A 15,140-nucleotide genomic window follows, 5' to 3' on the forward strand; every position below is an offset into this window, starting at 1 on the left:
CCCGCATTTGTGCCACGTGTCTCTGGGTGGCTGCCGGCGTCCCGGGGCTGGCCGGGCATCTTCGCGGGTGCCGAGGTGGGACCCTGCCGGGCTGGGCTTCGTTGATTCGCCACAGATGGCCGGATTGGCTGGTCCTATTGCGGCCATCTGCGTCGAATGGGTGCCCTGTGGCTCTGAATCCTCGACCAGTCTCCGAGGCCCTGTCCCCGCATTGGTGCCATGTGTCCCGGGCTGCCCCATGAACTGGACATGCTCAGTGCTGCCTTCATGAGCTGGACATGCTCCGTGCGGCCTTCATGAACTGGGCATGCTCAGTGCTGCCTTGAAGAACTGGGCATGCTCAGTGCTGCCTTGAAGAACTGGACATGCTCAGTGCGGCCTTGAAGAACTGGACATGCTCAGTGCGGCCTTCAAGAACCAGACATGTTCAGCGGCGCCAGAGGTAGCGGTTCTCGGGCCGGCCCGCCGCTCCGTAGCGGGGCGTCAGCCGGGCATGGCCGTGAACCACGAGGTACTCGAGGTAGCGGCGGGCACTGACCCGGGACAGGCCCAGCTGCAGCGCCAGGCCGGCCGCGGAGACGTCCTCCGGACTGGCCTTCAGTGCCTCGACCACAGCGTCCAGGGTGGGCCGGGAGAGTCCCTTGGGCAGCCGCAGGACAGCCTGGCCCGGTTCCGGCTGGGCTGACTGTCCCGCCGGGGTGCGCGCCGGAGTTTCCGCCAGCGCGGACCGGCGGGAGGGAGCCACCAGGCGGTCGATGCTTGCCTGGTCCAGCTCTCCGGTGCCGCCGGAGGCCAGTTCCTCCCGCAGCATGACGTACTCGTCCAGCCGTTCGATCAATGCCTGCGAGGAGAAAGGCTTGACCAGGTAGTGCAGCACCCCGCCGGCCATCGCGCCCCGGACGGTGTCAAGTTCCCTGGACGCGGTGATCACGAGGACATCCACCGGCCGCCGGCGCCCGCGCAGCCGTTGCAGGACATCCAGGCCGGACATGTCCGGCAAGTGGATGTCCAGCAATACCAGCTCCGGCCCCAGCTCCGCGGCCAGATCGAGGCCCTGCTGCCCGGTGTGGGCCATGGCCACGACGTCGAATCCGCCGCGTGCCAGCAGGAACCCGTGATGGATCCCGGCCACTGCTACGTCATCGTCGATGATGAGGGTGCGTATGGCGCTCATTGCTTCTGTAGTTCCGCCTCTTTTGTCCTGAGCTCTACCGAGAAGCAGGCTCCACCCAACGCCGATGAGGATACCGCCGCCCGGCCTCCGCGCCGGAGGGCAACCCGCTGGACCAGGGCCAGCCCAAACCCGCGGCTGTTGATTCCCTCGGCCTCCTTGCTGGTCACGCCGGGCTCGAACACTTTAGCGCGTTCAGGAACCGGGACGCCGGGTCCGTCGTCTTCCACCACGATGGTCCGCCCGCCGTCGGCGCTCTCGCCCAGCCGGATGGCAACAGTGCTGTCGTAACCAACAGCGTCCACAGCGTTGTCGATCAGGTTGCCCAGCACCGTGATGACGTCGCCCGAGTCATCGGCCGAGCACAGCGAATCCGGGCTGACGATGATCTCGATGCCGCGCTCGGCGCAGACCGTGGACTTGGCGATCAACAGAGCCTGGACCCCGTGATCGGTGATTCCGGGCGCCAGCGGCCGGTTCGCGAAGACGGCGTCGTTGTGGCTGCGGCCCAGGTATTCGATGGCCTTGTCCTGCTTTCCGAGCTCCAGCAGCCCGGAAATGACGTGCAGTTTGTTGGCGAATTCGTGCGCCTGGGCACGGAGTGCCTGCGTCACGTCCACGGCGCCGTCGCGGTCACGCAGGACGGTGTGCAGTTCCGTGCGGTCACGCAGGATCAGCACCTTGCCGACCTCGCGGCCGTCGACGGTGGCCGCATTGACCTTGCCCAGCAGGATCCGCTCACCCGAGAGCACCAGTTCCTCCGTGGCGGACCCGGCCGAGAGCAAGCGGAGGACCGCCGGTTCCAGGCTTGCCGCTGCAGGGGTTCCGGTGATGTCCCCTGCCAGGGCTAGCAGGCGGCGTGCCTCATCATTGACCAGCGCGATCCTGCCGTCGGCGTCCACCGCCACCAGTCCTTCACCCAGGCCGTGGAGCATGGCGTCGCGCGTCTCCAGCAGGGCAGCAATGTCCTCCGGCTCGAGTTTGTAGATCCGCCGCCACACCAGTTTCGAGACATACATCGCGCCCAGCGAACTCAGCAGCGCCGCCCCGAGCAGCCAGCCGAACAGCTGCGGCATGTCCTCATGGAGGTCGGCGGCCAGGGTGCTCTCCAGCACCCCGACGGATGCGGAGCCGATCACCGCGCCGGCCGCATCGAAGATGGGAACCTTCACCCGCCAGGACTCACCGAGCGTGCCCGTCTGGGTACCCACGTAGATCTCCCCGGACAGGGGCACGGAAGGATCGGTGGAGACCGGCCGGCCGATTTCCGCCGGATTGGGGTGCGACTGCCGGACCCCGTGCCGGTCTGTCACCACCACATAGGTGACATTGGATGCCTGCCGGATGACTTCCGCGATCGGCTGGATGGTCTGGGCCGGCGACGGCGTTCCGAACGCGTTGATGACCGAGGGCAGCTGGGCAACACTTTCGGCCACGCCGATCAGCCGGCCCTTGTAGGCGTCCCGGAGCTGTTGTTCCTGCATCCGGATGGTCACGGCCCCCACCGCCGTGAGGACGGCCAGCACGATGCCCAGCTGCAACGCGACCAGCTGGTACCGAAGGGGAATCCTGTGAAACATGTCACAAGTTTCCCATTGGCAACGCAGTCCGCCCGCCAAAAAGGCGGCCGGGGCCGTGACCAATATGACCACTACTACCTCTAAGGCCAAATGCTGTTGCCCTTCTCCGGGCGCTCCTAGGGTCGGTGACGTGATTCCAATGATGTGCATCACATTCGCTCAAGGAGAAACCATGACTGCCCAGAACTTTTTCACCCGGCCCACCCACACCCGCCGCGCCGCCCTCATTGCCGGCGCCGCCGGAGTCGTCCTGGCCATGTCCGCCTGCGCAGGAAGCGGGACCGGCACGGCTGTCGGCGCGTCCGCGGGCGCCGACCCCATCAAGAAGCTCAGCATCATCGTCCCGGCCAACCCCGGCGGCGGATGGGACCAGACCGGACGCGCCATGCAGCAGGACCTGCAGACGAATAAGCTCGTCTCCTCCGCCCAGGTCACCAACATCGGCGGCGGCGGCGGGACCAATGGCCTCGCCAAGCTCGCCACCGAGAAGGACGTCAACACCCTCATGGTGATGGGCTACGTCATGGTGGGTGCGGTCGAGACCAACGGCGCCAAGACCCGGCTCGAAGACACCACCCCGATCGCGCGGCTGACCGAAGAGCCGCTGGTCCTCGTGGTGCCGGCGTCGTCGAAGTACCAGTCCGTCGCCGACCTCGTCGCGGACATCAAGGCCAACGGCAAGGGCGTGGCCATCACCGGTGGCTCGGCCGGCGGCGCGGACCACATCCTGGCCGGGCAGATCCTGAAATCCCAGGGCGTGGAGGCGGACAAGCTGAACTACATCGGCTACTCCGGCGGCGGCGAGTCCATCGCGGCGCTGCTCGGCAACAAGGTCCAGGCCGGTATCTCCGGCGTGGGCGAGTACGCCGAACAGGTCAAGGCCGGCAAGGTCCGGGCGCTCGCCGTCTCCGGAAAGGCCGAGGCCCCGGCCCTTCCCGGGATCAAGCCGCTCAAGGACCAGGGGATCGATGTCGTGCTGACCAACTGGCGCGGCGTGGTGGCTCCCGGGTCCATCGACGACGCCCAGCGCGCGAAGCTGACCGACGTCGTCACCAAGCTGCACGCGTCCGAGGCCTGGAAGTCCACCCTGACCAAGAACAACTGGGACGACGCGTTCCTGGCCGGTGACGGCTTCAAGACCTTCCTGACCGAGGACATCGCCAAGGTCAAGACCACCCTGACCCAGATCGGCCTGGTCAAGTAGCAGTGTCGTCCCTCGCATCACAGTCGTCTTCCGCCGCGGCGCCCGCCAAACGGCCGACCGGGGAGATCCTGTTCGCCCTGGTGTTCGTCAGCGTGGGCGTCGCGGGCCTGGCGACGGCGGGATCCATTCCGATTCCGCCGTCGGAGACCGGCATCGGCCCGCGCGCCTTTCCCTACATCGTGTGCGGCCTGCTGGTGCTGTGCGGCGCCGGCGTGGTCCTGCAGGTCCTCCGCGGCAAGGTCGGGCAGGCCGAGGACAGCGAAGACCTGGACGTGACCGCCAAGACCGACTGGGTGGCGCTGGCCAAACTGGTGGGCTTCGTGGTGCTGCACATCTTCCTGATCGAGCCGGCCGGCTGGCCGGTGGCCGCCGCCGTGCTCTTCAGCGGTGCCGCCTGGTCCCTGGACGCCAAACCCCTCTGGAAGGCGATCACCGTGTCCGTGATCCTGGCGCTGGTGCTGCAGTACGTCTTCGGTGGCCTGCTGGGCGTGTCCCTGCCGCCGGGGCCGCTGCTCGAGGGGGTGCCGTTCTTCCATGGATAGCTTCATGCTCCTGCTCGAAGGATTCAGCACCGCGCTGCAGCCCGTCTACCTGCTCTACGCGCTGGGCGGGGTCTTCGTCGGCACCGCCGTCGGAGTGCTGCCCGGCATTGGCCCCGCCATGACCGTGGCTCTGCTCATGCCTATCACCTATGCCCTGGACCCCGCGGCCGCGTTGATCGTGTTCGCCGGGATCTACTACGGCGGCATGTACGGCGGTTCCACCACCTCCATCCTGCTGAACACGCCGGGTGAGTCCTCCTCGATCGTCACGGCGCTCGAGGGAAACAAGATGGCCAAGGCCGGCAGGGGAGCGGCAGCCCTGGCGACGGCGGCGATCGGATCCTTCATCGCGGGCACTATCGCCACGGTCCTGTTGACCTTCCTGGCGCCCGTCGTGGCCGACTTCGCCGTCGGCCTCGGCCCCGTGGACTATGTGGCCCTCATGGTGGTGGCCTTCCTGACCGTCGGTGCGCTGCTGGGCGCCTCCGTCCTGCGCGGCCTGGCATCCCTGGCCCTCGGGCTGTTCATCGGCCTGATCGGCATCGATGACAGCACGGCGCAGCAGCGTTTCACGTTCGACAACCCCACCCTGGTGGACGGCGTCGACATGGTCCTCGTTGCCGTAGGCCTCTTTGCCCTCGGCGAGGCGCTTTATGTCGCTTCCAAGCTGCGGCACGGCCCCGTGGAGCTCATCCCGGTCAGCAAGGGCAAGAACGCCTGGCTGTCCAAGGAGGACTGGAAGCGGTCCTGGAAGCCGTGGCTGCGCGGAACTTTCATCGGGTTCCCGATCGGCACCGTCCCGGCAGGCGGCGCGGACGTCTCCACGTTCCTGTCCTACGCGGCCGAGCGGAAGCTGGCCAAGGGCGCCAACAAGGCCCAGTTCGGCAAGGGCGCGATCGAAGGCGTCGCCGGACCGGAAGCGGCCAACAACGCCGCGGCCGCCGGTGTCCTGGTGCCGTTGCTGACCCTCGGAATCCCGACGACGGCGACGGCGGCCATGATGCTCACGGCGTTCCAGCGCTACCAGATCCAGCCCGGCCCGCTCCTGTTTGAAAACCAGGGGGCGCTTGTCTGGACCCTGATCGCGTCGCTGTATGTCGGCAACCTCATGCTGCTGGTGCTGAACCTGCCGCTGGTGGGCCTGTGGGTGAAGATCCTGCAGATCCCGCGGCCCTACCTCTACGCGGGCATCCTGGTCTTCGCCGCCCTGGGCGCCTTCTCGGTGAACTTCTCCCCGAGCGACGTCGGCATCCTGCTGGTGGTGGGCATCCTGGGCTACTTCATGCGCCGCTACGGCTACCCTGTGGCGCCCATGGTGGTGGCGATGATCCTGGGACCGATGTTCGAGGTGCAGTTGCGGCGTTCGCTGCAGCTCTCGCAGAACGACCCCATGGCCCTGTTCTCCTCGCCGTTCGCCCTGGTGGTGTACGTCTCCATGGCGCTGATCTTCGTTGCCTCGTGGTGGCTGCGCCGCCGCCAGGCAACGTTGGAGGCTACGCCGGCGAAGGAAGAGGTGTCCGTCTAGGCGCGGGCGTTCCACTGAATTGCCGCAAATGGCCGGAATGACGACCCTCATTCCGGCCATTCGCGGCAAACGGGCCCAGGAGAACGCACCGCGGTCACTGGGTTGCCCGGGACAGTCCTCAGCCCTCCGACGTCGGGCGCGCAGCCGGAAGCCGCGACGGCGGGATGACGACATACAGCGGGGTCCGGATCCAGCGCTGGCCCGTCGCGCGGAACTCGGCCCGGGTGGAGAAACGGTAGAGGTAGCTGCTGGCACGCACCCAGTGCGGCCGTCCGCCGTCGAACGGGTCATGGCGCAGCAGCCGCAGCGTGGGCCGGTCCGCCGCCAGCAGTTTGGCCAGGAACGCGTAGAACCACTCCTCATGCACGGTACGCAGCGGCAGGAACCACATCAGCCAGTCCAGCCGCAGGTGGTATGGGGCGAACTGGCGCGGGATGCGCCGGACGTCGCCGGGCTTGCCCCTGAACCCGTACTCCCGCCAGTCCGCGTCGTCGCCGGGATCCGAGTCGAGCGTCCCCTCCACCACGATCTCGATCCGCCGCTTCGTGACGGTGCCGAACGCGCCGTAGGTGTTCACCAGCTGCCAGCGGTTGAAGGACGCGTTCATCAACTGGTGGTGGGAGAAGAGGTTCTCGATGGGCCGGTAGCTGAGCACCACCAGCAGCACGGTGGCAACCAGGACCACCACGAGCCACGCAACCGGCGCCTGGCTGCCCGCCCCGGCCCCTTCTGCTCCGGTTCCTGCGGACGCGGCTGCGGCATGCCAGTCCAGCGGGATCGCCGGGATCACGGCGTGCGCCACGGGATCGCTGACCGCAGCGAAGGCCAGGATGATCGCCAGCCAGTTCAGCCAGGCGAAGTTTCCGCTCGCCACCAGCCACAGCTGGGTGAAAATGATGATCCCGGCGGCGGCGCTGGCCAAGGGCTGCGGGGCGAAGAGGAAGAAGGGCACCACCAGCTGGGCGAAGTGGTTGCCCAGGACCTCCAGCCGGTGCCAGGCCTTGGGGAGCAGGTGCGCTTGCCGGCTCAGCGGCCCCGGCATCGGCTGGGTCTCGTGGTGGTAATACAGGGCCGTCAGGTCCCGCCATTCCGGGCCGCCCCGGATCTTGATCAGGCCGGCGCCGAACTCCAGCCGGAACACCAGCCAGACCAGCAGGATCAGGATGGTCCGCGGCGGGGGAGTCTGGTCGGAGCCGAGGAAGGCCACCGTGAACCCTGCCTCGAGCAGCAGCATCTCCCAACCGAAGCCGTAGAACGTCTGCCCCACGTTCACGATCGACATGTACAGCAGCCACAGGGCCAGGAACGCGATGAGCGGAACCCAGGGCGGCCCGAGCTGCGGCAGCCCGGCGACCAGCGTGGCGGCAATGGCCATGCCGCTCCAGCACGCTGTCCGCAACAGCCGGTCCGAGTATCGCCAGCGGAACAGGCTCGGCCGGCCCAAACGGTTGAAGCCCTCGAAGTACTCCGGCACCGGCAACAGGCCGCGCTCGCCGAGGAGGGCCGGGAACTGGTTGAGCGAGGAGAGGAAGGCCACGAAATACAGGGTGGCGGTGCTGCGCTGCAGCACCTGCCGGGCGAACTCGTACTCCGGCGCGTCGAACCACGCGGTCCACTCCACGTTTTCCACGTTACGCCTCCGCCCTGCTGCGTCAACGAGTGGCGGCAACCCGCCAGCGCGAGGAAAGCGGCAACCCGAGCACAGAACGCCGTGCGGGATACTTGAATCATGCAGCCGCGCAAAATCGTCCTCCTCGGGTCCACCGGTTCCATCGGCACACAGGCGATCGACGTCGTCGACGGCGCCCCGCACCTTTTTGAGGTCGTCGCGCTCAGCGCCGGCGGCGGCAACCTCGAACTTCTGGCCCGGCAGGCCGTCCACACCCGGGCCTGGGCCGTCGGCGTCGCCTCCGGGGAGGCCGCCGCCCTCCGGGACATGATCGACGACGCCGCCCGCGCGGCTTCAGTGACGGGCTACCGTCCCGAGATCATCACCGGCCCCGACGCCTCCACCCGGATCGCGGAAATCAGTGCCGACGTCGTCCTCAACGGCATCACCGGATCCATCGGACTTGCCCCCACCCTGGCCGCGCTCCGATCCGGTGCCACGCTGGCCCTGGCCAACAAGGAGTCCCTGATCGTCGGCGGTGCCCTGGTCAAGGCCGCGGCCCGCGAAGGGCAGATCGTACCTGTGGATTCGGAGCACTCGGCCATTGCCCAATGCCTGCGCTCCGGCTCAGCCGCGGAAGTGGACCGGCTGATCCTGACGGCATCGGGCGGGCCGTTCCGCGGCAAGTCCCGGGACGAACTGCACGATGTCTCGCCGCAGGACGCCCTCGCCCACCCCACGTGGGACATGGGCCTGATGGTCACCACCAACTCCGCCAGCCTGGTCAACAAGGGCCTGGAGGTGATCGAGGCGCACCTGCTCTTCGACATCCCCCTGGAGAAGATCGACGTCGTGGTCCACCCGCAGTCCGTGGTGCACTCCATGGTCCAGTTCGTCGACGGCTCCACGATCGCCCAGGCCTCGCCGCCGGACATGCGCCTGCCCATTGCCCTCGGCCTCGGCTGGCCGGACCGCGTGCCCGGCTCCGCCAGCGCCTGTGACTGGAGCAAGGCCACCAGTTGGACGTTCGAGCCGCTGGATGCCGTGGCATTCCCCGCCGTCGCCCTCGCCAAGGCTGCCGCCATGCAGGGCAGCACCTTCCCGGCCGTGTTCAACGCCGCGAACGAGGAAGCGGTGATGGCCTTCCACGCCGGGCAGATCCGGTTCACCGACATCGTGGACACCATCGATGCCGTCCTCAGCGAACACACAGGCTCCTCCGGGCTGACGGTGGAGTCAGTGCTGGATGCTGAAAGATGGGCACGCGCCCGCACCCACGAACGTTTAGCCGTCAGAAGCGTCTAGGAAGCAGCAGATCACAGTATGAGCCCCGTCCTCCTCTTTGTCCTCGGTGTCGTCTTCGTGGCGATCGGCATCGCCGCGTCCATTGCCCTGCATGAAGTCGGGCACCTGCTCCCGGCCAAGCTGTTCAAGGTCCGCGTGACCAAGTACATGATCGGTTTCGGACCCACCGTCTGGTCCAAGAGGAGGGGCGAAACCGAGTACGGACTCAAGGCCATCCCGCTGGGCGGCTACGTGTCCATGATCGGGATGTACCCGCCCAACAAGGAAGACGGCACCGTCCGCACCTCCAGCACCGGAATGTTCCAGTCGCTGGCATCCGATGCCCGCTCTCTGGCCCACGAGGAAATCGGCCCGGACGACGAAAACCGGGTCTTCTACCGGCTGCCGGTCTGGAAGAAGATCATCATCATGCTCGGCGGCCCCGCGATGAACCTGCTGATCGGCGTCGTGTTGACCGCGGTGCTGCTGATGGGATTCGGCACCGCCAGCCAAACCACCACCATCGCGGACGTCTCCAAGTGCCAGGTCAAGGCCGGCGAGACCGTGGACCCGGACTCCGCAGACTGCAAGCCCACCCCCGCCGCGGCCGCGGGCCTGTTGCCGAATGACACCATCACCTCCTTCGACGGCAAGGCCGTCACCAGTTGGGACGAACTCACCGGCTGGATCCGCGCCTCGGCGGGCCGGCAGGTCAGCATCACTGTGGAGCGCGGCGGTGCCGCCGTCTCCACCACTGTCACGCCCGTGCTCTCCGCCCGCCCGGTCCTCGGCCCCGACGGCCGGCAGGCCAAGGCCGCTGACGGCAGCCTCCAGTACCAGGACGTCGGCTTCCTGGGCATCGGCGCCCAGACGGCACTCGTGCAGCAGCCGTCGTCGTCCGTTCTGCCTATGGCGGGGGAGAACATCAAGCAGGTTGCCGGCGTCGTGGTGAACCTGCCGGAGCGCGTGGCCGGCGTGGCCAAGGCGGCCTTCAGCGAGGAACCCCGGGATCCCAACGGCCCCATCAGCGTGGTGGGCGTGGGCCGGGTGGCCGGCGAGGTCGCCGCGATGGAGGAGGTCCCGCTGCAGTCCCGCTTCGCCGCCCTGGTGGGTTTGCTGGCCGGACTCAACTTCGCCCTGGCCGTCTTCAACCTCATTCCGCTGCTGCCGCTCGACGGCGGCCACATCGCGGGCGCGCTGTACGAAGGGGCCCGCCGCCAGATCGCCAAGCTGTTCGGCCGCCCGGATCCCGGCGCCTTCGATATCGCCAAGCTGCTCCCGGTGACATATGTGGTGGCGGTGCTGCTGATGGGCATGGGTGCGCTGCTGATCTACGCCGACATCGTCAAGCCGGTCAACCTCTTCGGATAGTGCCGGCCGGCATTCCAGCCAAATCCCGCTGACTATCATTCATAAGCCTATTTCGGCTGATTTTAAATAATCAGTTGAAAATGATTGATTATCCATGATCACCTCCCTAGGCTGGGGTCATGTACGTCATGACAATCGACCAGCGCGGCAGCACGGGCGACATCGACCGGGTCCCCGGCCTCCTGAAGGGGCTCAGCGCACTCTCCACCGCCGGGCGCTTTGAGCGATCGGTCGGCGACGAGGTCCAGGGCGTCGTTGAACGGGCCGACGAGGTGGTGGAGATCGCCCTGCACGCCCTGCGCAGCGGCCGCTGGTATGTCGGCATCGGGGTGGGGGAGGTGGACCTGCCGCTGCCCGCCAGCCCGCGCGAAGGCTCCGGTCCCGCCTTCGTGGCGGCCCGGGCCGCCGTTGACCGGGCCAAGGGGGCGGCCGCCCATGTGCCCCTCGCCGTGGTCGCCGGCCGCGACCGCCGTCGGGCAAATGCAGCGAATGCGGCCGCGGACGCCGCTAACGGGTCCCAGGGGGCCAGGGCCTGCGCCAACGCGGAGGCGGTGCTCCGGCTGATTGGTCGCCTGGTCCAGGACCGGACCGCGGCGCAATGGAAGGTGGTGGACGTGCTGCGCTCGGTGCGGCAAGACACCCACGGAACCCACGGCAGCCAAAAAATAGCGGCACAGAAACTCGGAATCACGGAGCAGTCGGTGAGCCGCGCAGTCCTTCGCTCGGGCTGGCAGGAAGAATGGGCCGCGAGGCCGGCCGCAGAATTGTTGCTGACCCTCGCCCACGACAGCACCGAAGGAGAGAAGTGAACGCCCTCTGGATCACGCTGGCCCTGCTCACCGCAGGATTCGTCGGCTGGCCGGTCACCGCCTGGGTGTTCCGCCTCGCCCGGACCATTGATGACCGGGCCGACGCAAGCGGCACCGCCGACGCCGGAAGCGGCACCGCTGCCGGCGGGGACGCGGCTGAGGACCCCTCCGCGGACTCCACCACGGACCCCGACATCCAGCCGGCCGCGGAGCCGGCCGGGCCGGACACCGCAACGCCCACCCCGGCAGCGGCGGCCGCCGCGGAGTCCGCCGAGACCGTCAGCAGCGTGCGCATCCTGCGCGGCGGCGCCATTATCGGCATCCTGGAACGGTTCGCCGTGTGCCTGGCAATCCTGGCCGGCCAGCCCGTCGCCATCGCTTATGTCGTGGCCATCAAGGGCCTCGGCCGGTTTGCCGAGTTGAAAGCCACGCCGGTGGCCGCCGAGCGGTTCATCATCGGAACCCTCACCTCCATGCTCTGGGCAGCCGGTGTCGCCGCACTGGCCAAGGTCCTCTTCCTCGGCTGACCGCGTGCCCCGGCGCCTCCGGATGGGAACCGGGCAAACAGGGCGATAGTGTATCCATATGACTGTTTTTGCTGTGGAGTACGTGTACGACGCCGAATCATCCGAGGTCCGCGATGCCAGCCGCCCGGCACACCGCGAATGGACGGCGGGACTTGCCCGCGAGGGCGCCCTGCTGGCCAGCGGCCCCTACGGCGACGGCGCAGGCGCGCTGCTCATCTTCAAGGCGGCCGATGAGGCGGCCTTGAATGACCTTCTGCGGCAGGATCCCTTCGCAGCCGCCGGTGCCATCTCGGGCACCCGCACCACCGTGTGGGCGCCGCTGACCGGTCTTCTGGCCGGGCACGCCTAGCCCGTCCCGCCCGCACCTTCGCAACTTCGAATTCTACAAGGGAGTCCATGTGACCTCGGTCAGCCTGGGAATGCCGTCAGCACCGCCCCCCGTCCTTGCCCCCCGCCGGAAGACGCGCCAGATCAAGGTGGGATCAGTGGGCGTCGGCTCCGATTCGCCCATCAGCGTCCAGTCCATGACCACGACGCCGACGACCGACATCAACGCCACCCTGCAGCAGATCGCGGAACTCACGGCCTCCGGCTGTGACATCGTACGCGTCGCCTGCCCGTCCGCCGATGACGCCGAGGCGCTGCCGATCATCGCCAGGAAGTCCCAGATCCCGGTGATCGCGGACATCCACTTCCAGCCGAAGTACGTCTTCGCCGCGATCGAGGCCGGCTGTGCCGCCGTGCGCGTGAACCCTGGCAACATCCGCAAGTTCGATGACCAGGTCAAGGAGATCGCCCGGGCCGCAAAGGACCACGGCACCTCCATCCGGATCGGCGTCAACGCCGGATCCCTGGAACCGGGCATCATGAAGAAATACGGCAAGGCCACCCCGGAAGCCCTCGTGGAATCCGCCGTCTGGGAGGCCTCGCTCTTCGAAGAGCACGGTTTCCACGACTTCAAGATCTCCGTCAAGCACAACGACCCGGTCATCATGGTTGCTGCCTACGAGATGCTGGCTGAAAAGGGCGACTGGCCCCTGCACCTCGGCGTCACCGAGGCCGGACCGGCCTTCCAGGGCACCATCAAGTCCGCCACGGCGTTTGGCGCCCTGCTCTCCCGCGGGATCGGCGACACCATCCGCGTCTCCCTCTCGGCGCCGCCGGTCGAGGAAATCAAGGTGGGCAACCAGATCCTGCAGTCGCTCAACCTGCGCCCCCGCAAGCTGGAAATCGTCTCCTGCCCGTCCTGCGGCCGCGCCCAGGTGGACGTCTACACGCTCGCCGAGCAGGTCACCGCTGGCCTGGAAGGCATGGAGGTGCCGCTGCGGGTGGCAGTCATGGGCTGTGTAGTCAATGGTCCCGGCGAGGCCCGCGAGGCCGATCTCGGCGTTGCCTCCGGCAATGGCAAGGGCCAGATCTTTGTCAGGGGCGAAGTCATCAAGACTGTCCCGGAGGATCAGATTGTTGAGACACTGATCGAAGAAGCCATGCGTATCGCGGAAGAGATGGGGGACGCCGATGGCGAAGATGCTGTCAAGGGTAGCCCCGTGGTTAGCGTCTCGTAGGGACGACGCCGCTCCCGGCGTCGTCGTCCGCGTCCTTGGCGGCGCGGACACCGGACAACTGCTGGCGCTGGCGCACCGGGACGCCGTCGCCAACGTCTTCATCCTCTCGCACCTGGAGGCCGCCGGCACGGCGTCTCCCACGGCCGGGGGCGCCAGCATTCTTGGCGTGTTCGACGGCGGCACGCTCCTCGGTGCCTGCTGGGCCGGCGCCAACCTGGTGCCGATCGAGCTGGCGCCGGAACTCGCCGGCCTCATTGCCATGGCCGCGCACCGCTCCGGGCGCCGCTACGCCTCGATCTTTGGCCCCGCCGAAACTGTCCTGGCCATATACGCGGCACTGGAGCAGCTCGGCCAGACCGCCCACGAAGTCCGGGACCACCAGCCCTTGCTGACGATCTCGGGCCCGCCCGCTGTCCGGCCCGAACCCGCACTGGGCTTTGGCCAGCTGGCCGACTTCGACAAGATCCTGCCCGCCTGCGCCGCGATGTTCGAGGAAGAGGTGGGCTATTCGCCCTACCTCGGCGGCAGGGAGTATTACAGCCGGCGCGTCAAGAGCCTCATCCGCCAGGGCCATTCCCTCGTGCACGTGAACGCCGCCGGCGATGTGGTCTTCAAGGCCGAACTCGGCGCCGTCACGCCGGAAGTGACCCAGGTCCAGGGTGTCTGGATGAATCCCGAGTTCCGCGGACTGGGACTGAGCGCGGGCTACATGGCCGCCGTCGTCGTCCTCGCCCAGACCCTCGCACCGGTGACCAGCCTGTACGTCAACGGGTTCAACGCCAAGGCGCGCGCCACCTACGATCGGGTGGGCTTTCGCCAGGTGGGCACCTTCGCTACAGTGCTCTTCTAGCGGGCAAATGCCGGCTGCCGGTCTAGTTTATTGGGGGAAACATGAAGACATCAGTGCTGCGCATTTTCGGGGCCTCGGCGCTCCTCGCCTGGGGCGCCGTGGGATTGGCCGCATGTGGCACCCCCACCGGCTCGCCGGACACAGCCAAGAGTGCGCAAGCCCAGGCCGCAACCACGGTTCCCAGCGCGACCACGACGCCCACTCCCAGCCCGACGCAAGCCAAGGCTTACACGAGCGATGAACTGACGGCCCTCGTGACACAGTTGAAAGATGCGCAGGGCAAGCCGCTCACCGTGATGCGGCTTGCCGATCTCAAGAAGTCGGTCGAACAGGCAAAGTCCTTGCTGGCATCGATCTCGGTGGAACCCGCGGAGTGCGCGGCTCTGGCCCTTGGCGGCCAGGCAGCCTCGACCGAGGGCACGGCGGTTGCGGCGGGGGTGGCCCAGGATGCCGCGACGGGCGCTTCCACGGGGGTCTCCCTGGCTTTCCGGGCTGACGCCAAGCTCCTCGAGAAGGGACTCGCCCAGGGCGAGGACTTCAAGAAGTGCTCAGCCCTGTCATTCACGACCAATGGCACCAAAGTGGACCTCAAACTGACCAAGCTGGCCGGATTCGGCTCAACACCGGGCACCGTCGCGTACCGGACAGACACCGCTCTGCCGGGCGGCCGGAAGCAGTCCGCGATCACCGGACAGGTGATCCAGGACGGCGTTCTCATCACCGTCAGCGCGGCAGGTGGCGGCAGCGAGGCCGATGCCGTCTCCCGGGCCGGAAAACTGCTGGATCAGGCCGCCGCGCTCGTCGGGAAGTAGTCCGATTGCTGCCCCGCAGCGGATCTGTAACGACATGACCAAAATATCCGGTTGCAGACTATTGATTCCGGACCCCATGTCACATAGGTTCGACCTAGCCGTGTCGCACAGTCGAGCACATTCCCCAGCGCAGTGTCCGGGGAAGGCGACGCCTGGAGGCGACACCAAGTAGCTCGCAGCCTGAGATCTGGGGGTGCTGGGGCCACGGGAGCCACGCCATGACGGGATGACCAGCCGGAAACGGCCAGGGGCTTCCATCAGTTATGGCGTGGCTCTTCCATATGCTGCGCA

The 15,140-nt window shown here is 67.5% G+C and carries 14 protein-coding genes; 11 read left to right on the forward strand and 3 right to left on the reverse strand.

Features of this window, described 5'->3' with window-relative positions:
* Positions 1–427: 427 nt before the first annotated feature.
* On the reverse strand, positions 428–1,174 hold the full coding sequence (locus AC1DXI_RS02325) for a response regulator (RefSeq protein WP_476937274.1): 747 nt from the start codon (positions 1,172–1,174) through the stop codon (positions 428–430).
* Positions 1,171–2,751 carry an ATP-binding protein gene (locus AC1DXI_RS02330; protein WP_476937275.1) on the reverse strand — a complete coding sequence of 527 codons (1,581 nt, stop codon included), beginning with the start codon at positions 2,749–2,751 and terminating at the stop codon, positions 1,171–1,173. Before AC1DXI_RS02330 ends, AC1DXI_RS02325 begins: the two co-directional genes overlap by 4 nt.
* A gap of 172 nt (positions 2,752–2,923) precedes the next feature.
* On the opposite strand from AC1DXI_RS02330, the gene AC1DXI_RS02335 reads away from it, so the two are divergent.
* The 3 genes from AC1DXI_RS02335 to AC1DXI_RS02345 are packed head-to-tail and all read left to right on the forward strand — an operon-like array spanning position 2,924 to position 6,022.
* Complete coding sequence (locus AC1DXI_RS02335) at positions 2,924–3,955, forward strand: Bug family tripartite tricarboxylate transporter substrate binding protein (protein WP_476937276.1); 1,032 nt, start codon at positions 2,924–2,926, stop codon at positions 3,953–3,955.
* Between the two features lie 2 nt (positions 3,956–3,957).
* Entirely contained in the window at positions 3,958–4,497 is a 540-nt protein-coding gene (locus AC1DXI_RS02340; protein ID WP_476937277.1) for a tripartite tricarboxylate transporter TctB family protein, read from the forward strand.
* On the forward strand, positions 4,490–6,022 hold the full coding sequence (locus AC1DXI_RS02345; protein WP_476937278.1) for a tripartite tricarboxylate transporter permease: 1,533 nt from the start codon (positions 4,490–4,492) through the stop codon (positions 6,020–6,022). Before AC1DXI_RS02340 ends, AC1DXI_RS02345 begins: the two co-directional genes overlap by 8 nt.
* A gap of 118 nt (positions 6,023–6,140) precedes the next feature.
* Here AC1DXI_RS02345 and AC1DXI_RS02350 read toward each other — a convergent pair whose 3' ends face one another.
* Positions 6,141–7,643, reverse strand: coding sequence for a lipase maturation factor family protein (locus AC1DXI_RS02350; RefSeq protein ID WP_476937279.1), 1,503 nt, complete (start codon positions 7,641–7,643; stop codon positions 6,141–6,143).
* A gap of 108 nt (positions 7,644–7,751) precedes the next feature.
* On the opposite strand from AC1DXI_RS02350, the gene dxr reads away from it, so the two are divergent.
* The 8 genes from dxr (at position 7,752) to AC1DXI_RS02390 (ending at position 14,849) form a co-directional block, all read left to right on the forward strand.
* Entirely contained in the window at positions 7,752–8,936 is a 1,185-nt protein-coding gene (gene dxr, locus AC1DXI_RS02355; RefSeq protein WP_476937280.1) for a 1-deoxy-D-xylulose-5-phosphate reductoisomerase, read from the forward strand.
* Between the two features lie 18 nt (positions 8,937–8,954).
* Entirely contained in the window at positions 8,955–10,286 is a 1,332-nt protein-coding gene (locus tag AC1DXI_RS02360) for a M50 family metallopeptidase (RefSeq protein ID WP_476937281.1), read from the forward strand.
* A gap of 119 nt (positions 10,287–10,405) precedes the next feature.
* Positions 10,406–11,095: a hypothetical protein gene (locus AC1DXI_RS02365; RefSeq protein WP_018774518.1), complete on the forward strand. Its 690-nt coding sequence runs from the start codon at positions 10,406–10,408 to the stop codon at positions 11,093–11,095.
* Positions 11,092–11,622 carry a hypothetical protein gene (locus tag AC1DXI_RS02370; RefSeq protein WP_476937282.1) on the forward strand — a complete coding sequence of 177 codons (531 nt, stop codon included), beginning with the start codon at positions 11,092–11,094 and terminating at the stop codon, positions 11,620–11,622. The genes AC1DXI_RS02365 and AC1DXI_RS02370 overlap by 4 nt, the downstream gene beginning before the upstream one ends.
* A 58-nt stretch (positions 11,623–11,680) precedes the next feature.
* Entirely contained in the window at positions 11,681–11,971 is a 291-nt protein-coding gene (locus tag AC1DXI_RS02375; protein ID WP_018774516.1) for a YciI family protein, read from the forward strand.
* Positions 11,972–12,020: 49 nt separating this feature from the next.
* On the forward strand, positions 12,021–13,187 hold the full coding sequence (gene ispG, locus AC1DXI_RS02380; protein ID WP_476937283.1) for a flavodoxin-dependent (E)-4-hydroxy-3-methylbut-2-enyl-diphosphate synthase: 1,167 nt from the start codon (positions 12,021–12,023) through the stop codon (positions 13,185–13,187).
* Complete coding sequence (locus tag AC1DXI_RS02385; protein WP_476937370.1) at positions 13,150–14,037, forward strand: GNAT family N-acetyltransferase; 888 nt, start codon at positions 13,150–13,152, stop codon at positions 14,035–14,037. Before ispG ends, AC1DXI_RS02385 begins: the two co-directional genes overlap by 38 nt.
* Positions 14,038–14,078: 41 nt before the next feature.
* The gene (locus AC1DXI_RS02390) at positions 14,079–14,849 is read left to right on the forward strand and encodes a hypothetical protein (protein WP_476937284.1); all 771 of its coding nucleotides are present in this window, start codon (positions 14,079–14,081) and stop codon (positions 14,847–14,849) included.
* The last annotated feature ends 291 nt before the right edge of the window (positions 14,850–15,140 follow it).

The sequence above is a fragment of the Arthrobacter sp. P1_H7 genome (genome assembly GCF_056405215.1).